Genomic DNA, 23,401 nt, shown 5'->3' with positions numbered 1-23,401 from the left:
GGCGGGCGGTGATCATTGGAGATCCCGTGTTGCCTGCCGGCGCCTGTGCTCGGTGGCCGGGCTGCCCGGTGCGGGGGCAGGTGGTGGCGAGAGGGCATGCCGCAGCTGCCGGTGTGCAGGTGATGCGGCGACGGTGTCTCGAGCCCGGGAGGTGCCTGGGTCTTCTTCTCTGCTTCTCCAGTAGCCGTGAAGGACAAGAGTGCGGCCGCAGAGAGCGCAGCGGAGCATGTTGCCGGGGGCCGCGGTGCGGGGGCGGCTTTGGACTGTCTGGGCGCAGCAGGCAGGCAGGCTGGGGTGAAGGGGTGCCGGGTACCAGTGGTGGCCGCATGTGGCGCACATCCGGTCGCGGTCGCCGGTGGGGATGTCGGTGGTTGTCAGGGTGCGCGAGGAGGTGCATGCGGGGCAGTCGAGGCTGATCACCTGTGACCGGGCTCCTTTCTTGTGGCCGGTCTTCCTTTCAGTGGCTGCGGTGCGTTGCGGGATGGGTTCCTGGGGTTGATCCGGGATCCTGGTGAGGGTGGTCGGCGGGTGTGCCCACGGGCTGAGTCATCTGGTGGCGCCGCTGTTCCAGGGCGACCAGGCGGTGGGTGATGCGGGCGTGCCGGTAGTGGTTGAGGGCTTGGGTGAGGTGGTCCCATTCGGTGGCGGCGCTGTCGTGCGGGCGGGGGCCCAGTGGATCTGTTCCGGCGCGGTGGCGGCGCCTGCGCCATCCGATGACCTGGTGGGTCAGTCGGGTCCACAGCTGTTGCTGGTCCTCATCGTCGGGGTCGGGTGCGGGGATGTGGTCCATCCATGCCTCGGGGGCTTGTCCGGTGGCCATCAGCTCGCTCAGGGCGGCGGCAGCCTCATGGGCGGCGACGGTCTCCCAGGCGAGCGGGGCCACGCCCGAGGGGTTGATCGGCACAGGCTGGTGGGGTGGTGGCCGGTGGGCGGCTGCGGCGTCGAGGCGGCGGTGCGAGGCGAGGACGAAGGTTTTCGGGTCGTCGCTGCGCAGGTGTGCCTGCGCGGTGGCGTGGGTGCGTCGGGACAGGGCGCGGATGCGGGCGTTCAGTTCATCCCAGGCGGCCGCGTCTCGGGCCTTGTCGGGGCGTTTACCGATGCCTTCGACGCCACCGGGGATCTTGTGCTGTGCGCGCCACGCCTCGATGAGGGCGGCGGTGTGGCCCCAGTGGGGGCGGAGTCGGTGGTCGGGTGCGGGAACCGGGCCAAGGGGTCTGGTCCAGGTAGGTGGGGTGGTGGTCAGTGCGGTGCCGCGGTGGGCGAGCGCGGTGGCGAGCATGCGGTGGCGTTCGGTCAGCTGCGTACGCCAGGAAGGCTCCAGCAGGGGTTCGGCCAGCACCGATGTCTCGGCGATCCAGTCGGGCACGGGGCCGGTGTCGTCGACCGGCGTGGGTGGACGGTCGGGCAGCCAGGTACGCAGGCGCAGTTCGGCGTCGACGCGTGCGGCGATGATGTCCGCGCGTGCGAGTGCTGCCCGTGCCCGTTCGGCGCGGACCCGGTTTCCGGTCAGCTCGCTCCGGGTCGCATCGGCGCTTTGGTAGGCGCTGTGGGGGGCGAGGGGGCTGTGCTCGCGCTGCCAGTCCTCACGGCTTCGCAGGCGCCACGGCATGGCCCGGCGGAGGGCGATTTCGTCGTGCAGCGCGGCGTGGTCGGCGGCGGCGTCGCGGGCCTGGGCCGGGGTACGTACGAGGGAGGCTTCGGTGCGGGCGCGGGCCAGGTGGTGGGCAAGGCCTGCGTAGGTGGCTGCGCCGTATGGCCGGTTTGGCCAGGCGGGATGGGGCAGGCCGTTGAGTATCACCACGGCGGGCTGGGATGCCACCGCTGCGTCTGCGGCAGCGACTTCATCGAGTGCTCGCTTCCGGTGAGCGGCCGCCTGGGCTTTGAGGTTGTTCAGCTGCTCGTGGGACAGGTCTGCGAGGGGGCGTGAGGTCTTGGTGCGGTGCGCGTGGGCGGCTTTGTCTGCGGCCCGCTCCAGGTAGCGGTCGATGCGCCAGGCCAGGACTACAGCTACGTCGTCGGCGTCGGCGAGTCCGCGCTGTGGCAGGACGGCGTTGATCAGCCGGACGGGATCCCAGCCGTGCGTCACGGCCGGCTTCAGGGATCGTATGAGTATGGGCCAGCCATCGGCCTCGACGAACGCCGCGCCCGTGCCGCCGCCCGCTCGGCGTACGGACGTCTCCAGTACCTGGGCCCAGGCCCGGTGGGTGACGTCGGCGAGTTCCAGGGCAAGTCGGTGGGGGGCGGTCGCTGCTTCCTGCAAGTCGCGGATCGTCTCGGTCGCCGAGCGCGAGGCACGCGAGTTCGCTGCGATCTTCTGCACCGTCTCGGCCACCGGTACCCCGGCCTCGCACTCCAGGTACAGGCGGTTGGTGCGCTCGCCGCGGGAGAGCTGGACGTAGGCGCTCTCCCGGCTGGTGCGCGCGCTGGCCAGTCCGTGCGAGGTCTGTACGGTGATGCCCTGGGCGCGGTGGACGGTGGATGCGTATCCGAGCTCGAGGAAGGCATCCGCATACGCGGCGGGCAGGCGGACGCGTCCGTGGTGTTCGGTGTGCCGGACCAGCACGTCCCCGTTGTCCAGGAGCTCGGTGACGACCCAGACGTCGCCGTTCTTCACGAAGTCCCTGGTACCGCGGGTCAGCAGGTGGCGGGCGTTTTCGCGGGTGACGACGAGGTCGCCGACGTGTGCGGCGAGACCGTCGCGCAGGGGCCGGCCGTGACGGGTGCTGAGGCGGCCGGATGCCGCGAGCCATGCCTGGGCTCGCTGGTTGAGTGCGGTGACGGTGTCGGTCTCCTCGGCCGTCATCAGCGAGCTGCGCCCTTTTCCGACGTCGTGCTGCCACGCGGCGAACACGGCGTGGAGCATCGCCTCGCGGTCTCCGCCCAGCAGCCTTCGGTGGTCGAGATACCAGGCGAAGGCATCCTCGACGGGCCCGTCGCGCAGCGCGAGCGTGGCGTCGGCTTCGCCGTCGGTGGTGAAACGGTGCAGCGTGGCGAGTTCCACCGCGCCCACCTCACGGGCCACCAGTCGAAGGACCCCGCCGGCTTCGATGGCGGCCAGTTGCGCGGGGTCGCCGAGCAGTCGTACATGGGCCCCGGCGGCCCGCGCATCGTCAAGGACCCGCTGCAGCAGGACGGTGCCTGCCATGCCGGCTTCATCGACGACGACCACGTCGCCGGGGTGCAGCTGGTAGGCGGGCGGGACCTGTTCGCCGTTGGCGGCCTTGTCCCGCATTTCGGTCCACCCGTGCAGGGTGTGTGCGGTGCCCAGGTCGTTGGAAAGCACCTTCGCGGCGCGGCGGGACGGTGCGAGTGCGACCAGATGGGCCCCGGATGCGTTCACCGCCTGGGCGACGGCTTTCAGGGCAGTGGTCTTTCCGGATCCGGCGGGGCCGATCCCGGCAATCAGCAGGCGCTCGCCGCACGCGAACGCCTTGGCCAGGGCGCGTTGTCCGGGATCCAGCGGATTCTTGGCGTGCCGGTCGTGCGCGGCGGCCACAGCGTCGAAGTCCGCCGCGGCAACGGCAGGGATCACCGGGGTGCGGGCCGCTGCCAGCAGTGCGTCCTCGGCGGCCAAAACCGCCGGAGTGGTGTAGGTCTGTGACTGTCTTTGCCGGTAGATGCTTGTGCCGTCGGCCCGCAGCAGTTGAGGGTGCGGAGGGTGGAAGTCGGGCGGGGTCAGGTCCAGGCACAGCGTCAGGGCGCGGTGGGTGAGCGCCTCGGCCAGGTGGGCCGGGGCCCGGGCCCCGGCGAGCAGCCGGGCCAGGTGCCGCTCGGACTCGGCAGCCACATGCCGTCGGCCGAAGACGGCACGGTGCTCCCCCACGGTGGCGATGACGGCGGCGGCTTCCTGCTCGACGTCGACCTCGGGTACAGGGTTCGGTACGGCGTGCTCCTGGGCACGCTGGAGGAGCTGATCGACGGCGTCGGCGCCGACCAGGTCGACGGCGTGCTCGCGCCACTGGCCGCGCAGCCACTCAAGGGGTCGCGCCCGCTTCTTGGAAGGCCTGGTCTCCCGTGCCGCCCTGGCCAGCAGTGCCATGCGCTGCGCTTCGTGCGCGCTGCGCCCTGTGCGCAGTTCGAAGTCGGCGAGCAGTTCCTCGAAGCGGGCCCGGATGTCCGCGTCCCGTGAGGACATGGAGCGGATCAGCTTCAGCGGTACACCGGCGATCTCCAGTACCGGACGCCTGCCCGGGGTCGGTGTCACCGGGCGGGCGCTGACCTGCAGGCGGGTGCAGACCTCTTCCACGACGCGGCGGTTGTAGCGCTCGGAGGCAGTGACGATCTGCCGATACCACAGGCGTCCGTCGATGCTGCGCCATTTCCCGTCGAGCCCCTGGGACTTGTTGGCGACGACGACGTGGTCGTGAAGAAGGGCGAGTCCGTGGCGGTTGTCGAAGTGCCGGTACCGGGCAGCGATCAGGCCGGGCCTGGCATCTTCCTGGGCCACGCTTCCGGCGCCAGTACGCACGGCCAGGGCGTTGTCCTCAAGCCACGTCAGCGTCTCGGCGATCGCCTGCTCATGTGCCGCCTCGATGGTGAGGCGGGTCTGTTCGTCGGCCAGTGCCCACAGCACCTGGATCGACTTCGCGGGCCGGAACACCAGGTCGTGGCCGGCCACCGGCTGGCGTGTGTCGCGGCTCTTGGCGGCGAGGTAGCGGCCGAGTTCCTCCCCGTCGGCCGGTCCGCGGCCGTAGTCCTCGCGGAAGGCGCGGGCCGCCACCCGCATCCGGATCCGTACCCGCTCCGCCCCGTCGAGAACCTGATCGCCTGCCAGGCGCTGCGCCTCTTCGATCGCCGCTCCGATACGGCGTTCCAGCGGCCCCGGCCCGTCGCTGTACTCGGGAAAGGCATACCCGAGGCGTACCTCGCGCAGGGCTTCGGCCGTCGAAACCCCAGAGGCCACGAGCTCGCCGGTCATACGGTGGGCATCCGGGTGCAGCCCCAGCCCGAACAGGGCATGCATCTGCTTCTCGCTGACCTGCCCGGATACACCCAGCTCGGCCGATGCCCGACCCATCCACACCCCAGGCGGGGTTCCGGTGCCGGCCTGCATCTGGGCCAGATTCATCCCCCGTGGGCGCGACTGATCGCCGGAGGAGACGGTCCGCTCGTAGTAGAGGTACCCCCAGCCGGCGGTCACTTTGTGCTGATCGACAGTCATGTGGCGGCCAGTGTCAGCCGCACCCGGACCCGGCCCAGCAGCACAATGGGGCCGTAGCCTGCCGACCTCCCGTCATGCGGGACCGGGTGAGGATGTCTCCCGTCCTGCGGGAAAGAAACGAACCCGCCCAGAGCGTCAGAACAGAGCAAGAGCTTTCGCCGATTTCCCGGCTCGCCCGCAGGGCGATATCGCTGTGCACAGGGGTGCTCCCCGAGCACCCCTGTGCACAGCACCGTCCCGGTCTCTGTCCCCCGCCTCTCCCCCGGCCTCTGGGGGTTTCCCTCGCTTGGGCACGCGGCGCGCGCTCTGTCCCGTTGGGCGGGAAATTCCCGATCGGTTAGGGCCGGTTACCGGCCGCTTCACGGCGCGCGGGTCAGCCTGGCTGTCCGGCCACCCGGCATTCACACCAGGAGGGGCATCACATGGCGACGAAGCCGAAGCGGACCGCTCAGGAAATCGCGGCGCGTAAGCGAGCGTTGGCGCGGGCTCTGGATTTGAACGCTGAGCGGCTCAAGCGGGAGCAAGAGCTGACCGGTCTGGCGGCCGACTTCCTGATGACTCGCGAGCTGGAGACGGATGTGCTGGCCGCGCTGGAGGAGGAGATCGCGGGGTTGCGTGCGGTGGCTGAGGCCGAGTGCGGGCGGCTGCGGCGTCAGGGGGCTTCGGTAGTCGCTCTGTTGGTGGCCCGGGGTGAGGGGGCGGGCCGGATCGCGCAGCGTCTGGGCCTGGGTGTGGGCGAGGTGCGTCAGTTGCGGGATGATGCGGCGTCGCGGGTGCAGGAGGCTGCGGCGGGGCGTGGGGGCGCGGGTTCGGCGAAGATGACGGCGACGGGTCCGGGCGGGGCTGTGGCGGGTGCGTCGGTCGCGGGCGGGTCCGGGGCGTCGTGGGGTGGAGTGGAGGTTTCGGGGGTGGATGGGGTGCGGCGGGGTGCGGCGGGTGGGGTGTAGTCGGGTCGGGTCGGGGCGGTTCGTCGGGGGGCGGGCAGCGGAAAGGCCCTCCACGAACACGTGGAGGGCCTGGTGGCGGGGGTGGCGGGGTTCAGGGCTGGGGGTAGGGGGGGCTGGTCGGTGGCGGGTAGTTGGTGTGGTTGGCAGGGGGGTTCTGGGTGAGCCAGGGGGCTGGGGGGCGCGGGGCGGTGGCAGGGGGTTGCTGGGGTGTGGCGGTCTGCGGGTGGGGGGTGTCGGGGTGGCGGGGTGCGGGCGGCGTCTGGGGGGTGTCGGGTAGGAGGGTGAAGCGGACGGGGGTGCCTGCTTCGACTCGGATGATGGTGTGGAGGCCGGTGGGCCATATCTCGTAGATGTCTTTGTCGCCGGGGCGGGGGCGGCGGTTCATGGCGGTGATCGGGCCGAGGCTCCAGTCGATGGTCTGGCCGTCGGGTTCGCCTTCGGAGAGTTCGAGGCTGGCGATGCGGGTGACGCCGGCGGCGTAGGCCGTTTCGATGGTGGTTTCGTGCGGCGTCATCGGTGTCGGTGTCCCCCGTGTGTGCGGTGTGTGGTGTGGGGACGGTATGGCGGTCTGGGTGTGGTGTGGGGGTGCTGTCGGGGGTGGGGGTGGTGGTCTCCCGTGCGGCGGGATGGGGTTGGTCGGAAGGTGGCGGTGGGCGGGAAGGGGGGTGGGGGTGGATGTGGGAAGAGCCCTGGCGATGGGCCGGGGCTCTTGGGGGTTCGTGCGGGGTTGGTGTCAGTGGTGGGTGGGCCACTCGCTGCCGGGGGTGAGGTTGTAGCCGGGGCGGTATTCGGTGTCGGACGTGTCGTTGTCCGTGGGGGCGGTGCCGAAGGCGAGGAAGACTTCTCCGGCGGTGGGCTGGGTCAGATCGCCGTGTTCCAGGCGCCATCCGAATACACGGTCGGGGGCGTCGGGGGTGCTGGTGCACAGGATCACGCCGCCGGTGGTGTGTGTGGCGATGCCTGCGGCAAGGATCGCGGCCACCTGCAAGGCTTCGTGCTCGTTGATGCGGACGGGAGTGTCGACGGTGCTCTGTTCGGCGTTGACGCAGGCGATGAGCTTCTCGCCGAACGCGTCGATACAGGTCGTGACCTTGTGGGTGCCTGTTCCCGCCCGGTCGAGGATCGCGATGAGCAGTCGCATCGCCTTCTCTAGGGCGTGGCCGGTGCGGGCGCTGCTGTCGCCGCAGTCGGGGCAGGGGCCGAGGTCGGCGAGATCGAGGATCCTCCTGGCGCACTCGTAGGAGTCGTCCTGATCGGCCTGGGCGTGGAGTTCGTTGGTGAGGTGGGCGATGTCCTGGCCGTGGTAGGTGAGGCGGGTGCCGGTGGCGGCTGCTTCGGCGGTGTAGCGGCCTTGGCTGGTGGGTGCTGCGGGGTCGATGTTTCCCTCGTCGCAGTAGTCCGTGTACTCCTCGGGGTCGAAGAGTACGGCGATGGTGTGCTGGCCGCGTGCGGTGTGGGCGCGGAGGAGGTTTTCGATGTGGGTCAGGTAGGTGGTGTGGTCGGTGAAGGGAAGTATGTCGTAGGTGCGGAGTGCCTCGAAGTGTTCGGGGGTGGTGATCACGGCGACGATCGCGGGGGTTGCGGGGGTGAGGAGGTGTTCGGGGGTGATGTCGGGGTCGGTGGTCTTGGCGGGCATGTGGGTCTCCTGGTCGGGGGCGAGTCCGGCGATGCGGGCCTGCTCGTGGCGGATTCGTTCTTCGGCTTCTTGGGGGCTGGTGGCGTAGACGGTGCTGACCCCGCCCCATTGGTCTTCGGCGTCGTTGCTGAGCTCTTCGAGGAACTGTTGCCTGGTGTCCGGGTCGGCTGGTGTGCGTTCGACGCTCCACACCTGGTAGCCGCTGCCTTCTGCGCGGCCGATGACGGCGTATTCGTTCTCGGTGGGGCGGGTTTCGTCGTGGAGGGTGGCGGCGGCGCGGCGGGGCTGGGCGGCGGTCATGGCGGGGGTTCTTTCTGTTGGTCGGGTCGCAGGGCGGGATGTGGCGGTGGGGGGATGCCGGGCAGCGGCGTGGAGGGGGTGGGGTGTGCCGCTGCCCGGCTCGAAGAACACTATGGGCTGTGTGTGGTGTCGGGCGGTGCGGTGACCTGCGGGTATGCGGGTGGGGTCTGTGTTCGCCGGTTCGGGGTTGGCGCGTGGGGGGGCGCGGTGGGTGTTCGGCTGGCGGGGCCGGGTGGCAGGGTCTGGTGGGTGGTTCGTGCGTGGAGGGGTGTGCCGCTGCTCTGCCCGGTGGAGGGGCGGAGCAGCGACGGAGCGGCGGCGGTGGGTTAGTGGTTGGTCGGGGTGGCTATGCAGTCTTGGCTTGGGAGGCGGAATTCCTGGTTGAGGTCGGGTTCCCAGACCACCCAGGGCTTGGGGTCGCCTTCGGTGCGTGGCTGGAAGGTTGCTGGCTTGTGGGTGCGTCTTTCTCGGATGGCTGCTCCCTCGCTCTGGGCGGAGAGGAGTCGTTGCCGGGACAGTTGGTTCTGGTAGGTGCGGCGGAATCGGTTGAGGTGGAGTGTTGCCTCCTTTGACGGTTTCGTGACCGCGTTGAGGGCGAGGATGTACTCGGCGGTCTCGATGGTCGCGTCGGTGAGGTGGGTGGTGCGTCGGTTGTGTCGGTTGAGGGCTGCGCTTTCGAGTGCGGTTCTGAGCGTGCGGGTTGTCTGGGTCTGGCATTCGTGGGGCGTGGTGAGGCGGATGAGTGTGGTGTATTGCCCTGGTGTGAGTTCGACCTGGGTGGTCCAGGTGGCGGTCTGAAGGGGGTGTTGCGGGGCGGGTGGCTGGTTGGCTTCTGGCACTGGTTGTTCCTTCGCTCGGGGATTCCGGCGCGGTGCTCTGCGGCCGGGTGGTGTGGTCATGCGGATGGTGCTTGCGTCCCGTTGGGCCGCGCGGTGGGCGCAGCCCAACGGGTGGTGTGGTCAGGCGGCGTTGGTGAGCCAGCGCGCGACCTCGTCGGCTTCCTCGCCGTAGCACTCGGTGACGATGTCCTCGAAGGACGCGTTCGGGCTGTCCAGCAGGGTCATGGCCGCGTTCACCGCGAAGTTGTCGATGTCGTCGGCGCACCCGCCGTGGAGATGGTCGGCCATGTCATCAACGGCCCGGTTCAGCGCGATGGACACCTGGGCCCGGGTGTATGTCGCCTCGGTGTCCGAGGCGGCGTCCTGCGTCATCGCGGCGGCGAGTTGCAGGTACGTCCAGAACGCGTCCTGAGTCGTCGTGAAGTCGCGGTTGTCGACATCGACGCCCGACTGATCGGCGGCCATCTTGAAGCCCTCTTCGATGGAGTTCTCGATCTGGTCGTAGGTGACTGGGGCGGCGGTGTTGCTCATGGTGCGGTGTCCTTCGCTTCGTGGTATCCGGCGCGGTGCTCTCCGGCCAGGTGATGTAGTCATGCGGGTGTGCTTGCGTCGCGGCCTGCCCCCGGGGCCAGTGGCTACGGTTCAGCGGGTGGGCTCGAACCCTTCGACGTCGTCCACCAGGTCGCCCCGGGGGTCGGGGCCGACCTCCTGGTCGTAGGCGAGTTGGACGGCTTCGGCGTGCCGGTCGACAAGAAACTCGTATGCCCACCCGTGGTCAGGGTGGTTGTCGAGGAGATCGTCGATCGCTGCCTGGTCGCCGGTGGTGACCGTGTAGGACGCGGTGATCGTGAGGACCGGGCCGTCCCAGTTGCCGATCAGTAGTACGGACACAGTGCGGCTCCTTGTGAGGTCCGGGGGCGGCGCGGTCGGCCGCCCCCGGGCGGGTGTGCGGAAGTCAGAGGCGGGGGAGGTAGGCGAGGTCAGCGTCGATGTGCGCGGCCTTGCGTCGTGCCCCGGGGCGGCTCGTGCGGCCAGGCCCCGGGACGCGACAACATGGGGGGGTGGTCAGGCTGACTCGGCTTCGCCGACGCGCAGGAAGCGGCCGGCGTCGATGTGCAGGGTTCGTAGGCGCGGTCTGCCCCTCGTTTGCTGGACGACGAGAAAGCTAAAGCCTGGGCGGCTTGTTGTGTGGGGCTGTGACCAGGCAAAACACTGGGCCCCGGTTACGGGCAGCGGCAGCGGTCGGGGCAGTTGGCAGCTGGTGGTGTTCCGGACCGGCATCCCGGAGAAGAAGGGCGGTCGGGTCTGGGGGTTCGTAGCTTGTCGATGGTTACCGGGACCGCGCGGGGTGATTTCCGGGGGTGGTAGGCGGCACTGGGTCACCGGCCGATACCTGGGGCTGTTGCCCGCGCCCGGGGGCTGTTGACCGGGGGTCTGGCCGCTGTGCTGGGGCTGCTCGCTGTCCGGTGCGTCTGGTCGCGGGTCCTGGCATGGCAGACCCGGCGCGGTTGGGGCACAGGGGGGCGCGGGCCCGGCGGTCTGCTCGGACAGTCTGTGTCCCGGCCGGCGAGGCAGGGGCACCAGGTCCTACGGAAGACGGTGGGCGCGTGCTCTATGCCAGGAACGACGCGCCGCGGCGGGCGTGGGGCGGGCCGGCAGCGCTGCGGGCCGCGACGCGGCGACGGCACGGCAGCGCCGCGGTGGCGCGGGGACGGCCGCGGCACGGCACCTTGCCGATGAGGGCATGCAAAGGGCCTCCCGCAGATCTCTTGGCCGAGTGTCCGGGAGGGCCGTGCAGCGCATGGAGGCGCTGGTGCTCACGGTAGAGGCGGACGTGTTCTTGGCGCGCGGCTGCTTCGCAGACGCGACGCGCTGCCGTTACGCGGCGGGGCGTACAGGGGAGCGTTCCGCGCTCCTGATGTGGGTGAGCGCTCCGCGCTTGGGCGGGGCGGCCTCAGCGGGCCGGTGGGGCCGGGCGGGCACCCGTGGGGGGGTTGGGGTGCCCGTCCAGTGTTCAGGGATTCAGACCGTAGTGAGGGCGAATGCCTTCTCCATCAGGTCGTTCGCCGCTCCGCTGATGACCCGCTCGGCGCGGGCGTCCGCCTTCTTTGCGTCGGTCTTGCCCCGAGTCGGGGCGACGTGGTTGGCATACTCGGTGAGCGCGTTGTAACCGGCCCACCGCGTGCCCCGGATACCGGCCTGGGTGTCGGCATGCTCGAACAGGTTCGAGATCGCACCCCACCGCTGGCGCTGGTTGGTCTTGGTGCGGGGGTGGTCGCTGGCCCTGACCGGCCACAGCTCGTCCACCACAGACTTCAGCTCACTGCGTGTCATCTCGGCTTCGATCATGCGCTGTGCGGCCTGCTCGAACTCCTCGGCGTACCGGAATGTCAGACCGAGGACGGAACGGGCCTGCGCGATACGGGCCTTGGCTCCGGCAGTGTGCCGCACCACGAACGAGGACCGGGCCCCTTGGATGGCCGCGCGCATGGTGTTCGCGCACACCACCCGGACCGGCGTCACAACGGTCCGGAACGCGCTGCCTCCGTCGTGGCTGTTGAACGCTGCGATGTACAGTTCAACGTCGTCGTCACGGCCGATCGTGAGGGTCTGTGGCATCTTCATGGTCAAGAACACCTGACGGCCGTCCTTGAGCGATCCGGCGGTCTCGAAGTGCGCCCCGGACTCGTCGGCCAGTAGGTTGAGGAACTCGGCGTGCTCCTCGTTCTGCACTGGGTGATAGTCGCTGCCGACCACCCCGAGCGTCTGTGTGCGGCCGGTCTTCGGGTGCGTCCGCGCAGTCGCGAAGTGCTGCGAGACCTCGACCGGCGTGGTTCCGTCGGCCGTGATCTCGGTCGCGGTCAGGGGGAGGAGTCGCACGTTCCAGCCGGACAGCGACGCGATGCGCATGGCCTCCTCGGCGGTCATCGCGCCGTCGGTGACGGTGCCGAGCCTGTGCCACGCGCTCGTGTTGGCGGAGGCGAAAGCGACGGTCCCATCGGTGAACTGCTCTATTTGGTGGGCCACTTGAGGCTTCCTTTCTGGTGACGAACTTTCGGCGTGTTCGGTAGGGGCCCGCACTGTTCAGGCCCCGGTAGCTGCCCCGCCGAACGGAGCGCTACCCAATGGGCTGGGTGCAGCGTCCGGTGCGAATGCCGGGGCGTCGGGCATCTCGATGAGACGCCCTGGCGCCAGGTCGGCGGAGTCGTGCGGGGTGATGAACGTTACGGGCTGAGCCCCGTTCAGGCGGGGGTGCTGACCTGCGAAAACACCGCACCGGCAAGCAGCCGGTGCGGTGTCTGTGACGCGGAGTCCGGCTGGCGTACGCGGGTATGCGTGGGTGGGCCGAGCCTGGGTTGATCGGTTAGGGGGTGTCAGGCGGAGGGGCGGTACGTCGGGGCACACAGCGGCCCGGGGACCTGACGGTTGCGGTACACGGTCCGCGCCTTCCGCTTCGGCTTCGCCGGCGCGGCGGCCGCGGGAGCTTCCTGGAGGGTCTGGGTGTCGGAGAGGTCAAACAGGGGCGCGGTTTGCATGGCGGGCGTCCTCGAGGGCGTGGAGCGGACGGAAAACAGGGCTGAGGGACCGGGGCGCGGCACGGGCCGCGCCCCGGGGCGGCGTCAGCGGTACCAGTGGCCGAAGTGGTTCCGGCGGGTCACGTACATCTCTCCGTGGGTCTCGGTGGCCCACGGCGACGGCGGCAGCTCGTAGCGGACGACCGCACCCAACCGGCAGGTGGACACGACGGTTGCGGCTGTGTCGCCCACCACGGTGATCTCGTCGCCGGGCTCCAGCCCCAGGAAGTCCGGCGTCGGCACGTTCGCCTCGGTCCTCCACCAGGTGCCCCACGCCTTCGGCCCGTACGGGGACGCTGGGAGCGGGGCGAACCGGTCGCCGGGCCGGTGGTCGACGTACTCGGCCGTACCTGCCTTTGGGCTGTAGAGGTGCTCCCGGTCGTACGCGGCGGGCACGCTCGAGAGGGGCAGCTCCCCCAGCGCGAGCGGCGCGCGCCGCCGCTGCGTGGTGGTTGGCGTCGGGGCGGTCGAGAGGTCGAACAGGGCGATGGTCTGCATGGCGTGACTCCTTGAGGGTGTGAAGCGGGCGGCGAGAGGGACGGCGCCGGGGCGCAGCGTGGGCCGCGCCCCGACCGGAGGGACGGTCAGTCGCCCAGGAACCGCTTCGCGGCCTCGCCCGGGGTGAGCTCCTCGCCGTCCGGGAGGCGCCATACCAGCAGTCCGGTGGAGCTCATGGCCGTGTCGCCGGGGGCCCCGTCTGCCCGCAGGCGCGTCGGGATGGACCTGCCGACGTACTCGGTTCGGGCCGTGGTGGTGCGGCGGGCCGGGGCGGCGGCCGGGATCGGGCGGGCAGGCTCCTCGACTGCCGGGGCCGGGGAGATGCGGGGCACCCCGCGCAGCTCCCCTACGGGGACGGACAGTTCGGAGGTGCGCAGACGGCGTATGGCGAACCCCTTGTCCCGGCGGGCCGCCGCGACGACCGCCGCGTGACGCATGGCCGCCTTCCGCGCCCGGGGATCGTCCTCGGCCTCGACGCGGGTGAGCTCCACGCCCTCCGAGTCCGTGATCGTCCACCAGTCGGTGATCTCACCTGCGGGCTCCGGGGGCAGCTTGGGCAGCTCCTCCAGCGCGGTAAGCGGCGCACGGAGCGCCTTGCCGCGCTGCTTGGCGCTGAGCACCTCGACGGTGCCGTTCTTGTCGGGCCCGGAGTTCACGACGACGACGTCCCGCTCCGTGGCGCCCTCCGGCGTGAAGAAGGCCGGGGAGCCGACGGGGTACTTCTGGGCGAGCTGCGCGGTGCGCGCCCGGTTGGCCACGTTCACGCCGTGGTGGGTGAGGACGTAGTCCTTCGCGCCCGACTTGACGGCGGCCGTGGTCGACGTCAGCCGGCGCGCCCGGATCCATTCACGCCCGGTGCGCATGATGTCGAGCGTGCGACCCCGGGCGTCGGACGGGATGCGGTGCTGGGAGTCGGCGAGAGCGGCGATCAGGAGACCGGCCTGGTAGTCGGTCGGCGTGGTGTCCCAAGCGGCACGGGGCATGACGGAGTTCTCCTTGGTGAAGTGTGGCGAGCTGGGGAGGAGGGGCCGGGGCGCGGCGCGTACGGTCGCGCCCCGGCAGAGGGGGACTGAAGGGACCGAGGAATCAGATGACGTCGGTGTCGTCGTAGAAGCTGGCCAGGCCGTGTGTGAACCGGCCTCGGGAACAGCCTGAAAGCTACGGTCCCGTTCGGCCTCTGCGGCCACCCGTGACCAGCCAAAACGCATGCCACGGGGCGAAGTTCGGGGTGAGCAGGCCGGTGAGCGCTGCGTAGTCACGTGGCGGAAGGTGTGCGGTCTGGCGGGGTGCCCAGATGTGTCTCGCCGAGGGTGCCCGGATACGTCTCACAGGGTGCGAAGGATGGCAGTCACAGGGCCTTCGAGACTGCCTCGTGGTCGTCGTTGTCGTCGACCAGCTCGGCGTGGCACTGCACAAGGTCCTTCGGGAGACGGTGGGCGCGTGCGCTGTGTCAGGCGCGACGCGGGCCTGGACGGGACGGCGTGGTGGCGCGGCGGCGTGGTGGTGCCTGGTCCGGCCGGAGGTACCGGCCGGACCGGGCGGGGGTGTTCACCAGCGAGTGGGCTCCCGGCCGGGGGCGGAGGTCTCGACCCATTCGATCTCGCTGTTCTCTGTCACCCGGATATCACCGCTCTCGCCGCCTTCGCCGTAGAACTTCAGCTCACTGACGACTTGGTGACCGGCCGCCAGGCAGAGGCGAACGAACTTGGCGAGCGGCTGGTGGATTGCATCGCTTTTGGAGACGTGCTCCATCGCGAGTGCGTTGACGGTGACAGGCTGGGCCGGATCGTGCGGGATGTTCTCTGGGACCAGGGCCCATACGCCCACCAGGTCGGCCCAGGGGCCAGCGGCGTCCGGGTCGTCCGTGGTGGGGGCGAGGCAGAAGATCGGCAGATCGGGTCCTTGTGTGAGTTCCAGAAGGGCGGGGAGAGCGATCGGTGGGGTTACCCGGACGTTTCCTTTGACGCTGTATTCGTAGCCCATGCGGGTGCTCCATTCCGTGATCGAGGTGGAGGGTCGGGTACGGCAAGAGGCAGGGCTAGGCGGTCTGTCCCTTGCGGCACAACCGGAAAGCTAGAGCACGATTGGCGCACTACGCGGGGCTGTGACCAGGCAAAACATGCAACACCGGACCTGGGAGGCGGTAGCGGTCGGCGGCCGGTGCTTCCGCGGCTGGTGAACGGTCGCTGGACAGGTCGGGGGCTGGGACGGGTTCACGGACGGGCGGCCGGTCTCGTGCGGGAGGCTGGGGCGGGTTCACGAGACGGGCGGCCGGTCTCGTGCGGGGTCCGGCCGCCGGCCGCGTCGACGAGTGGTGCGGGCTATGTGAAGGGCTGGTACGCGTCGAGAGTCACAGCCCCCTGGGCGGTCTCCTGCTCGGCGATACGCAGGGCGTCGCGGAGCGCTTCAAGTCCGTTGAGGTAGACGGCGTGTTCGAGGGGTATGGGTATGTCGCTGTTGATCCATTCGGTGCCGTTGAAGACGATGGTGCGCAGGCCGCGGCCGGTGCGGTGGATGGCCCATCGTTCGGGGGCGTGCGGGCCTGAACGATGACGGGAGATACGCAGGTAGCTGGCGAACTCGCCGTCGAGGTGCACGGGAAGGACGAACTCGGTCGAGCAGTGCGCCAGTTCAACCCTCACCGACCACCACCGGTACGCCCGACATCTGGCACTTTCGGCCGCGCACGGGGTGACGATCCAGTCGGCCGTTGATCAGATCAACGACCTCACCGCACCCGGCGGACGGACAGCGGACGGCCATCACCCGCCCCTCCTCGTCAAGGAGTGGCATTTCGGACGCGAAAGCCATTGCGGTCTGTTCGCCTTTCAGGCGCACAGAGAAGGTCACCGCGCCACCGGCCTCTACGTCATTGATGCACGACTGGCACAGGGGCCGCTTGCGGGCTCTGGTTGTGGCCGCTGATGACGCGGCCACACGGTGACCGTCGGGAGAGATGTCAGGCGGCAAGCCCGTCTCGGGGTCGATCAAGATGCTCGGGGCCGTGTGACGCTCCAGTTCGTGAAACATCGTCAGGCTGCCGCAACAGGGGCAGGTCATCAAGTAGAACAACGCGTCAGCTCTCCTCGTGCGTCTGAGTGGCGTGGGTAGGCGCGGACGGCCCCTTGGGGTATGGGCCCTCCTGCCATGGCTTGGGGCTGCTACAGGTAGATCCGGTCGGTGACCCCGCTCGGATCGCCTTCCTCGACGCGGCCGCGGGCGCGTAAGGGGGTTTCGAGGGCGCCGCCCGACCCGATCGGCCGGGCGGCACCGTGGTGGTCAGGCCCGGGTCAACTCGGGGTCCTGTGTGCGGGGTTCCCGGGCGGCATGGAACGACGCGGGGATAGCCGACTCCTGGATTTTCTCCGTGCGGGCTTCGCGGGCGGGGACGGAGCGGCCACCGGTGCACGGGCCGTCGCCGTTCGTGGCGTACGGGGTGTGACAGCCGGGGCAGAAGTCGGCGGAGTAGTCAGCGATCCGCGCGGCCGGGATGTACCGGGCTGCCTGGTTGCCGTTGGACACGTAGATGGTGCCGTCTGAGTCCAGCGTGGCGCGGGCGGGATCCTGCGAGCGGTGGAACGCCAAGCGCAACGCCGTGGCGACGTGGCCGCGCGTCATGTCGGCCTGGTCGTCGTGGTTGGGCAGGATCCACGCGCCGGAGTTCCGGAGCTGGACGACGTAGTCGGTGTGAGCGAGGACGTCCCCGGCGGTGCGCAGCTCCTCGCGGGTGATCTCGCGGCCGGGCATGCCCTTGAGGACGGAGGCCCCGGCGGGGATCGGGTCGGCGGCGAGGACTTCGACGGCCGGGCGCTCCGCGGCGACCGTGGCCGCCGGGGCGGGGCCGAACACGGCGTCCAGGGACTCGCGGGTGATCATCAGGTGCATGTCCGGCGGGTAGGTGCCCCGGTCGCCCATGACGCTGTCGTTGTGGTTCCGGGCAGTCCAGGAGACGCGAACCCAGGGCGCGCCGGGACCGACGTAGGCCGCGATGGTGCCGATGGTGCGGGTCTCGCCCAGGTGGGCGGCGATCACGTCCATGCCGGGGCGCACCATGTCGGCACGGACAGGGATCGCGGTGTTGTCGGCGATGGCGGCGAACGTCTCGGCGTAGTAGGCGGAGAGTTCGGCGTCGATGGGGCCGGTGAGCTCTGCTTCCGTGGGGCGCTGCGGGGTGGGGAACGTGTCGCCGGGGGTGGCGGGGCGCAGGTACACGGTTCGGCCGTCGCGGTAGACGATGTGGGCGGTGGACTCGCTCGCGGACATCCGCTTGACGGTGCGCTTCACCAGGGGCTGCATCATCGCGGCGTTGATCTCGGCCAGTGCCTCACGGGTGGGGATGCGCACGCTCGGGCCGTCGTTGACGATGCGGACGTGCATGCGCTCCTCGGCGGCGGGTGCGCCGGCGGACTGCGGAACGAACCTGATCCCGGCGGCGGTGATGGTCCCGTTGTCGCTCTGGTGGCTGGACTGCCCCGCGTCGTGGCGGCGGGCGATCATGTGGCGGACGTCGGCGGCGGGGATGTCCTTGTGCCGGTCGTTGTGGCTGTCGTAGACGGCGTGCGGGGCGTCGACGACGTCGTCCGGGGTGGGGCCGGTGACGATCACGGGGACGTAGCGGCGGTCCTCAATGCAGATGGCGTTCTCGTCGTCCTGGTGGAAGGTCCAGCCACGGAAGCGCTGGTTCTTGACGATCGTGCGGACGTGCGCGGCGGGGATACCCGGGTGGACCTGGCGGCCGTCGACGAACACGGCGTGCAGGGCGTCGATGACGTCTTCGGGCAGGGGCGCAGCGTCGCGGGCGTACTTGTTGGAGTCGTGGCCGAGTCGCTCGACTGCGGCGGTGACCTCCCGCAGAGTGCGCACCTTCCGGTGGGAAACGACGCTCCAGACGGTGGCGTCCACGAGGCAGCCCCGGGCCCCCTTCTTCTTCGCCTTGGTCCATAGCAGCGCCACGGTGTCGCCCGCGATGGTGCGGCCAAGCTCGGTACCGGCGTACGCGACGGGGACCGGGATCGCGAAGCGCACCACGTAGCTGGTGAGGATCTCGCGGCCGGTGGTCTCGACCGTCACGGTCAGGCCGTAGGCGCGCCCCAACTTGATGATCTCGTCCGCGTTCTTGATACCGGTCTCGGTCTGGGCCTCAGCAGCCATCGGGTGTTCCTCCGGTTCGTGGTTCTGGCCGGGGTGGGTGGTCATGCGGTGGTCCTTGTCTGTTCGGGGCTGTGTGCTGGCGGGGGCACGCCCCGGCGGGGCGGGGCGGGCCATGTGCGTTGTGAAGAGTGCTTCGTGGGTGGGTCAGCTGTAATCGACGAACGCGGTGTCGCTGAGGAACCTGCGAGCCGCTTCCTGGGCGTGGTGGGACTGCACGGCGTGGATCCCGGTCTGAAGGGTCTTGCTAATCCTGAGCCAGTTGCTCTGGACGGTGCGGGCGGCTCGGATACGGGTAAGGACGTGGCCGTCGTTGTCGGGGCTGTTTCCCTCGCCGTCGAGAGTGATGGCGTCGTGGTAGATCCTGAGCAGGGCTCCCGTGGCCATGAACTCGTCGTGGTCCCGGGCCTCGACGCCGAGGGGGTTGGTCTTCAAGCGTGTCGCCAGGCGGTCAGCCAGCGACGCGAAAGCGGCGTGTGCGTTCTTGGCGTAGGTACGCAGAGCGGCAATATCAGCTCGGGTAGCAGGCACGGTGATGCTCCTTCACGTAGGTACGGACGGGACGGTGCTGAGGTGGTGTTGGAGTGGTGCGCGGCCAGGGGCCCGACACCAGGAGGCCGGTAAGGGCGGCACGGCGGGGCGGGGTGCCTCGTGGTCCGGCCCGATGAACGCTACGGTTTCCGCACCGTCCAGGGCATGCCGCTGACCTGCGAAAATGAGGAGCCACTCAGGGGAGTAGCTCGCGCTGGGCGCGATGCCAGGCAACGAAGTGCACTGGGGCTGTACCGCGCAGGGTCGCGTGGATGCTGCGTCGGGTCTCTTCTAGCGTGACCTCGGTATCCGGCATGTCGTGATCACCGAGCCACTCCTCCAGGAGGCGTAGCAGCCTCCACGAGTCCTTGGGATGGGGCGCGGTCAGGTACAGCTCGATCCCGCAGTCATCGGGGTTGACTGTCCACTCGGCGTTGATGGCGTGGTTGCTGTTGGAGAATGCGGCGTCGAACCCGCCGAACGTGTTCAGGTAGGTACTGACGTTGCCCTGCGCGCGGCGGTTTCGTGCCAGGGAGGCGCGCAGTGCGTGTTCAGCTGCCTCGCGAATGAAGGGGAATGCGGACGTAACTGGTGATTCGTACGCAGAATCGGCCCAGGTGTCGGGGAGGTTGATGAATGTGCTGGTTGCTTGCCGCCCGCGGTCATCGTGGACCGTGACCCGGCGGCAGCGCGCGCCTCCAGCCGGAATCCTGACCGTGAACTGTGCTGCGGGCAGCGCGTCACGGTCCTTGTGGGACTCGCCCGTGATGCCTGGGGGCAGAAGACGGGCACAGTCATCGAGCAGTTCGTTCAGACCGTCCAGAAGCCGGCTGTCTTGCACCTGAGTGTTCAGGGCAGTCAGCGAACCGCAGTGACCCCGCGGTAGAACGGGCTGCGGGGTGTGTTCCAGGACCCGGACCGCGTGGGCCCATCGCTTGTGGTCGTTGCGGAGAATAGCGATGACCCGGTCGGGCAGGTGAGGGCTCAGTTCCAATGAGAGTGTCAGATCGCCGCCGGCGTCGAACGAGCAACAGGGGATGCAGAGCATGTGAGCCTCTCGAGAGGGCGAAGACTGAGTGGAAGTGGAGAAAGAGAGAACCCGGCCGGACGACCGGCCTCGGGAACAACCCGAAAGCTACGGCCCCGTCCGGCCTCTGCGACCACGCGTGACCAGCGAAAACGCAGGCCACCGGGCCAAGTTCGGGGTGAGCGGGCCGGTGAACGCTGCGTGGGCACGTGCCGGAAGGCGTGCGGTCCGGCAGGGTTCCCGGACCTGCCTCGCCGAGGCCGCCCGTGAGGTGCTCGGGCCTGGCCCGGCAGAGGAGCAGGATTCCCGCCCCGCTCCCCCGCCGGGTTGACGCTGGTCGGCCGCGGGACCGGGCGTGGTTGTGTAAGTCATCGCAGGCGGCCGGCTTGAAGAGCTCTGCGGCGGGCGCGCACGCCCAGGTGTCTGGTGCGCTGGGCTTGTTCTGGGCGCCGCTGAGCCACAGGTGGATGTCCGGGTTGGCTTCGTGCAGCGTGCGGATGGTCTCGCGTGCGAAGGCTCCGCATGCGCCCATCACGCTGATCCTCGTGGGCAAGGTCGGCTGTGGTGGCGGCCGTGTTGATGCGGTAGCCGTTGCCGGGCGGGGCGCTGACCTTCATAGATGCTGTGCTGGTTGGTGGCCGGTGCGATGTCGGGGGTACGGAAGCCGGAGGGTGACCGCTGGTGGTCGTCAGGTGCAGGGGCGGGTGTGTCCCGCAGCCGTGATCACGCCCCTGAGACGCTGGCTGCCGTATCCGGCGAAACCCCCGGCGCGAACGCCGGGGGTGGCGTGGTGCCGGAGCCTACTTCTCGAGGTTGACGACCATCGTCGGGCTCCAGCTCTGGATCGGACGGCGTTTAGCCTTCCCTGCCTTGACAGCTTCCTGCGCTTTCCGGCAGGCATCGAGGTAGTCATCAGCGTCGACGACCACCACCGCTGATGCATATGCCTGCAAGTAGACCCGGTGTTGGCCATGGAATTCTCCTCCTGCGTCATAAGGATCCAACTGGGGTGCAGCAGTTGCTACTCGAACGTCGGCGTTCCGATCGGTGAGAGCGACCGGGCGGGACGGTAGGGCGGGGGTCCGGCGGCTCGTCCGCTGTACCCGGTACGACCCAGAATCTAGGGCGTGGACACTCCCAGCAGCACCCTCTGTGACCTGCGAAAACACCAGCGAGGAAGAGACGGTGGTGCACCGGACACGGCACTGGGCGGGCCGGGGATCCGGGGGCGGTCCCTCCCCCACCCTGTAAGCCAGGCCCTGCATGGCCGCAGGCTCCGGCAGCAGGCATGTCCGGGACGCGGTAGGCGGTAGGCAGCCATTGGCTTGCCAGGACGAAACAGCCGCCCGCCACCGGCCGAGAGCGGGCGGTGGCGGGCGGCGGGCGCAGCTATCAGACGGCTGTGCTGATCTGCCTACGGCTGTACATGGTGTGTACCGTTCCAGTGCTTCTGAAGGTTCGGAACGGTTGCTGCGACGATACGCGCGGCGTGGTCGAGACCGTGCTCCGGGCGGGCGTCACTGAGGGGGGTGGGCCCGGGTTCGGTGCACGCCTCTACCCACAGGTCCCCATCGTGATCGACGCCGATCGTGAAGCTCTGCCCGGTCGGGGCATGGATCCTTCCGGTGACGTCCCACGGGCCAGGAGTGGACGTCCAGTTGGCCCCCAGGAGGCGAGCCGCGGCCTCGGCGATATCGGCGATGGTGAACGGGGCGGCGGTGTTCATACGGTCATCCTTCGGTACGGGTTGAAACCCCACGACCACACCCTCCGAGCAGGTAGTCGGCCGCGTGACGGGCAAGGGGCAGGGTTCCTTCAGCAGGACGGATTTTGCGGACCAGCGCGGATACGCGCGGTACGGGATGCCCGGCGGGCCCGGCATCACCCTGATCACAGGACGACGCCGGTGCAGTGACACGCGGCTTCCGGTTCGACAAACGCTACAGTCCATGACCGGACAGACCCGGGGCTCTGACCTGCGAAAACACCGCAGCATAGTGCGGTGTCGTCACCACGAGCCGAGTGCAGGGGCTGGTGCCAGGGCCGGGCGGGGTACCGGCCCGGCCCTGGCGTGAGGTCACGCGGGGGTGAGAGCGCCGGTGACGACGCGGACGGGGTATCCGTAGACGTCTGTGAAGGACACCTGGGAGGACAGCGGCTTGACCGCGAAGGACCATCCCCGGTCCCTCACGGAGACCGGGCCAAGGGGCGGCAGGTCGATGACGAGCCGGTTGGCACTGGTGTAGCCGCAGGGGCCGTAGAAGTCTTCCAGGCCGCGTTCGTGGCGCAGCGTCAGCACTGTGTAGTCGCACTGGGTGAATGTGGCCTCGGCAGCACGCAGGAGGCTGGTGCCGATGCCTTGTCCACGGTGGTCGGGGTGGACGGCGAGGGTCTGGACGCAGCTGATGCGCCGCAGGAGCATTCCTTGCATGAAGGGGGGGATCTTCGGGTGATTGAAGATCCACAGCGGCGTGCCGCAGGCGATCGCTCCCACGGGGGTGCCGTCGCTCTTCTCGGCTATCAGGAAGTGGTTGAAGCCGTGGGAAAGCGGTCCGCAGGGATCGATGGCGAGCGCGTCACGCAGGGCGTCGAACTTGCTCGGCACCTCGGATTCCGGGACATGCAGGTCGATGAAGGATGTCAGCCCGATGAACGCGTCAGTGTCCGTGGCACGGGCCGTACGGATGCACACGCCGCTCTGAGGCGGGGGTGGTGTTCTCGGGGTGCGGTGTCAGGTCGGCGGGTTCTGTGCGGCCAAGGTCAGCGCCGTACTCACGGCCGGTGGTGATTGCGGTCATGACAGGGTCCCTTCAGCAGGACTGGTTTTTGCGGACCAGCGCGGATACGCGCGGTACGGGATACCGGCAGGCCAGGCGCCGCCCTGATCACAGGACAACGCCAGTGCAATGGCGAGCGGCTTCCGGCCCGACAAACGCTACGACCCATCACCACACAAACCCGAGCCCCTGACCTGCGAAAACACCACAACACAGTGCGGTGACGCCACCACGAACCGACCACGAAGGCTGAAAGACCACACCGAAGCAGATGCAGGCGACCAGGCCCGGATCGGGGTCTTCCTCACCGGTCCAACAGCCAAACAACGCAGTGCTGTGACACAAGAGGCCGGCGGAAGGGGAAGGGGGTGTCGTTGGTGCCGCCAACGGGGTGGCGGCACCAACGGCTGGCGGGTTTCTAGCGCGCGGCTACGACAAGGAAGGTGGGTGCGGCTTGTTCGTCGGCCGCGAGCTGCTCGACCAGGTGCTCATGAGCGGTGTCGGCATGGCGGCTGAGCACCTCGTAAGCGGCATCGGGGTCGGTGTAGTTGTTCGCGAACCCGCTGATCGTGGTCTGGTAGTCGTGCGTGAACGCGGCGTACTCAGTCACGGGCAGGGTGAGGCCATGGAGCATGTCAGCCTCGATACGACGGAAATCAGCGGCGTAGGCATCGACGGCAGGTTCGCTCACGACTGGCATGTATGCCTCCAACAGGAGTCGGTCATTGGGGATTCACTGACAGAGCGCCGGAACTGTGCTGCGCCGGAACCAGGCCCCGGGGGACCGCTCCACCCAACCGGAGCGATACCCACTGCGCGGGACATGGCACCCGGAACAGTGACAGCACAGCAACTTACGGCCCGAACAACAGTAAGACTGAATCAAGCCCCAAAGCACGGCGCTGACCAGCAAAAACACCACACCAAACAGTCCCTGAACCGGTGACAGGAAACACAGATGC

General features: G+C 69.3%; 21 protein-coding genes. 1 reads left to right on the top strand and 20 read right to left on the bottom strand.

Features of this window, described 5'->3' with window-relative positions; translation table 11 throughout:
• Positions 1-457 precede the first annotated feature (457 nt).
• Positions 458-5,161 (bottom strand): MobF family relaxase, encoded by a 4,704-nt coding sequence (mobF, locus tag ACFYY7_RS38410; protein WP_388668871.1) that lies wholly within the window; start codon positions 5,159-5,161, stop codon positions 458-460.
• Positions 5,162-5,583: 422 nt separating this feature from the next.
• Here mobF and ACFYY7_RS38405 point away from each other — a divergent pair, with 422 nt between their 5' ends.
• The gene (locus ACFYY7_RS38405) at positions 5,584-6,108 is read left to right on the top strand and encodes a hypothetical protein (protein ID WP_388668868.1); all 525 of its coding nucleotides are present in this window, start codon (positions 5,584-5,586) and stop codon (positions 6,106-6,108) included.
• 91 nt (positions 6,109-6,199) lie between these two features.
• On the opposite strand, the gene ACFYY7_RS38400 is transcribed toward ACFYY7_RS38405, so the two are convergent.
• From ACFYY7_RS38400 to ACFYY7_RS38310, 19 genes are all read right to left on the bottom strand, one after another.
• Positions 6,200-6,622 carry a hypothetical protein gene (locus ACFYY7_RS38400; protein ID WP_388668865.1) on the bottom strand — a complete coding sequence of 141 codons (423 nt, stop codon included), beginning with the start codon at positions 6,620-6,622 and terminating at the stop codon, positions 6,200-6,202.
• Between the two features lie 219 nt (positions 6,623-6,841).
• On the bottom strand, positions 6,842-8,044 hold the full coding sequence (locus tag ACFYY7_RS38395; protein ID WP_388668862.1) for a hypothetical protein: 1,203 nt from the start codon (positions 8,042-8,044) through the stop codon (positions 6,842-6,844).
• A gap of 326 nt (positions 8,045-8,370) precedes the next feature.
• Complete coding sequence (locus ACFYY7_RS38390; protein ID WP_388668859.1) at positions 8,371-8,883, bottom strand: hypothetical protein; 513 nt, start codon at positions 8,881-8,883, stop codon at positions 8,371-8,373.
• Positions 8,884-9,003: 120 nt separating this feature from the next.
• On the bottom strand, positions 9,004-9,414 hold the full coding sequence (locus ACFYY7_RS38385) for a hypothetical protein (RefSeq protein WP_388668856.1): 411 nt from the start codon (positions 9,412-9,414) through the stop codon (positions 9,004-9,006).
• A gap of 111 nt (positions 9,415-9,525) precedes the next feature.
• Positions 9,526-9,774, bottom strand: a complete 249-nt coding sequence (locus ACFYY7_RS38380; RefSeq protein WP_388668853.1) for a hypothetical protein — start codon at positions 9,772-9,774, stop codon at positions 9,526-9,528.
• A 1,131-nt stretch (positions 9,775-10,905) separates the two neighbouring features.
• Positions 10,906-11,910, bottom strand: a complete 1,005-nt coding sequence (locus ACFYY7_RS38375; RefSeq protein ID WP_388668850.1) for a DUF932 domain-containing protein — start codon at positions 11,908-11,910, stop codon at positions 10,906-10,908.
• Between the two features lie 347 nt (positions 11,911-12,257).
• A complete protein-coding gene (locus ACFYY7_RS38370; RefSeq protein WP_388668848.1) occupies positions 12,258-12,419 on the bottom strand; it encodes a hypothetical protein in 162 nt (53 codons plus the stop codon).
• Between the two features lie 84 nt (positions 12,420-12,503).
• The gene (locus ACFYY7_RS38365; protein WP_388668845.1) at positions 12,504-12,956 is read right to left on the bottom strand and encodes a hypothetical protein; all 453 of its coding nucleotides are present in this window, start codon (positions 12,954-12,956) and stop codon (positions 12,504-12,506) included.
• Positions 12,957-13,042: 86 nt separating this feature from the next.
• Positions 13,043-13,939, bottom strand: a complete 897-nt coding sequence (locus ACFYY7_RS38360) for a hypothetical protein (RefSeq protein WP_388668842.1) — start codon at positions 13,937-13,939, stop codon at positions 13,043-13,045.
• A 565-nt stretch (positions 13,940-14,504) separates the two neighbouring features.
• A complete protein-coding gene (locus tag ACFYY7_RS38355; protein WP_388668839.1) occupies positions 14,505-14,939 on the bottom strand; it encodes a hypothetical protein in 435 nt (144 codons plus the stop codon).
• 338 nt (positions 14,940-15,277) lie between these two features.
• Complete coding sequence (locus tag ACFYY7_RS38350; protein ID WP_388668836.1) at positions 15,278-15,598, bottom strand: hypothetical protein; 321 nt, start codon at positions 15,596-15,598, stop codon at positions 15,278-15,280.
• The gene (locus ACFYY7_RS38345) at positions 15,588-16,028 is read right to left on the bottom strand and encodes a hypothetical protein (protein WP_388668833.1); all 441 of its coding nucleotides are present in this window, start codon (positions 16,026-16,028) and stop codon (positions 15,588-15,590) included. Before ACFYY7_RS38345 ends, ACFYY7_RS38350 begins: the two co-directional genes overlap by 11 nt.
• A 207-nt stretch (positions 16,029-16,235) precedes the next feature.
• Complete coding sequence (locus ACFYY7_RS38340; protein ID WP_388668830.1) at positions 16,236-18,152, bottom strand: hypothetical protein; 1,917 nt, start codon at positions 18,150-18,152, stop codon at positions 16,236-16,238.
• Between the two features lie 99 nt (positions 18,153-18,251).
• A complete protein-coding gene (locus ACFYY7_RS38335; RefSeq protein WP_388668826.1) occupies positions 18,252-18,635 on the bottom strand; it encodes a hypothetical protein in 384 nt (127 codons plus the stop codon).
• Positions 18,636-18,831: 196 nt separating this feature from the next.
• Complete coding sequence (locus ACFYY7_RS38330) at positions 18,832-19,683, bottom strand: hypothetical protein (RefSeq protein ID WP_388668823.1); 852 nt, start codon at positions 19,681-19,683, stop codon at positions 18,832-18,834.
• Between the two features lie 779 nt (positions 19,684-20,462).
• Positions 20,463-20,594, bottom strand: coding sequence for a hypothetical protein (locus ACFYY7_RS38325; RefSeq protein WP_388668820.1), 132 nt, complete (start codon positions 20,592-20,594; stop codon positions 20,463-20,465).
• A gap of 482 nt (positions 20,595-21,076) precedes the next feature.
• Positions 21,077-21,388, bottom strand: a complete 312-nt coding sequence (locus ACFYY7_RS38320; RefSeq protein WP_388668817.1) for a hypothetical protein — start codon at positions 21,386-21,388, stop codon at positions 21,077-21,079.
• A gap of 351 nt (positions 21,389-21,739) precedes the next feature.
• Positions 21,740-22,354, bottom strand: a complete 615-nt coding sequence (locus ACFYY7_RS38315) for a GNAT family N-acetyltransferase (protein WP_388668814.1) — start codon at positions 22,352-22,354, stop codon at positions 21,740-21,742.
• A 503-nt stretch (positions 22,355-22,857) separates the two neighbouring features.
• On the bottom strand, positions 22,858-23,130 hold the full coding sequence (locus ACFYY7_RS38310) for a hypothetical protein (protein ID WP_388668811.1): 273 nt from the start codon (positions 23,128-23,130) through the stop codon (positions 22,858-22,860).
• Positions 23,131-23,401 lie beyond the last annotated feature (271 nt).

It is taken from the genome of Streptomyces sp. NPDC001933 (assembly GCF_042890955.1).
In the GTDB taxonomy this organism is placed as follows: domain Bacteria; phylum Actinomycetota; class Actinomycetes; order Streptomycetales; family Streptomycetaceae; genus Streptomyces.
This window is presented reverse-complemented; position numbering and strand designations above follow the sequence as displayed.

What these genes read in the sequence shown, in the direction of transcription:
- mobF (WP_388668871.1), bottom strand. Translation starts at nt 5,161, where the DNA reads ATGACTGTCGATCAGCACAAAGTGACCGCCGGCTGGGGGTACCTCTAC.
- ACFYY7_RS38405 (WP_388668868.1), top strand. Translation starts at nt 5,584, where the DNA reads ATGGCGACGAAGCCGAAGCGGACCGCTCAGGAAATCGCGGCGCGTAAG.
- ACFYY7_RS38400 (WP_388668865.1), bottom strand. Translation starts at nt 6,622, where the DNA reads ATGACGCCGCACGAAACCACCATCGAAACGGCCTACGCCGCCGGCGTC.
- ACFYY7_RS38395 (WP_388668862.1), bottom strand. Translation starts at nt 8,044, where the DNA reads ATGACCGCCGCCCAGCCCCGCCGCGCCGCCGCCACCCTCCACGACGAA.
- ACFYY7_RS38385 (WP_388668856.1), bottom strand. Translation starts at nt 9,414, where the DNA reads ATGAGCAACACCGCCGCCCCAGTCACCTACGACCAGATCGAGAACTCC.
- ACFYY7_RS38370 (WP_388668848.1), bottom strand. Translation starts at nt 12,419, where the DNA reads ATGCAAACCGCGCCCCTGTTTGACCTCTCCGACACCCAGACCCTCCAG.
- ACFYY7_RS38365 (WP_388668845.1), bottom strand. Translation starts at nt 12,956, where the DNA reads ATGCAGACCATCGCCCTGTTCGACCTCTCGACCGCCCCGACGCCAACC.
- ACFYY7_RS38360 (WP_388668842.1), bottom strand. Translation starts at nt 13,939, where the DNA reads ATGCCCCGTGCCGCTTGGGACACCACGCCGACCGACTACCAGGCCGGT.
- ACFYY7_RS38355 (WP_388668839.1), bottom strand. Translation starts at nt 14,939, where the DNA reads ATGGGCTACGAATACAGCGTCAAAGGAAACGTCCGGGTAACCCCACCG.
- ACFYY7_RS38340 (WP_388668830.1), bottom strand. Translation starts at nt 18,152, where the DNA reads ATGACCACCCACCCCGGCCAGAACCACGAACCGGAGGAACACCCGATG.
- ACFYY7_RS38330 (WP_388668823.1), bottom strand. Translation starts at nt 19,683, where the DNA reads ATGCTCTGCATCCCCTGTTGCTCGTTCGACGCCGGCGGCGATCTGACA.
- ACFYY7_RS38320 (WP_388668817.1), bottom strand. Translation starts at nt 21,388, where the DNA reads ATGAACACCGCCGCCCCGTTCACCATCGCCGATATCGCCGAGGCCGCG.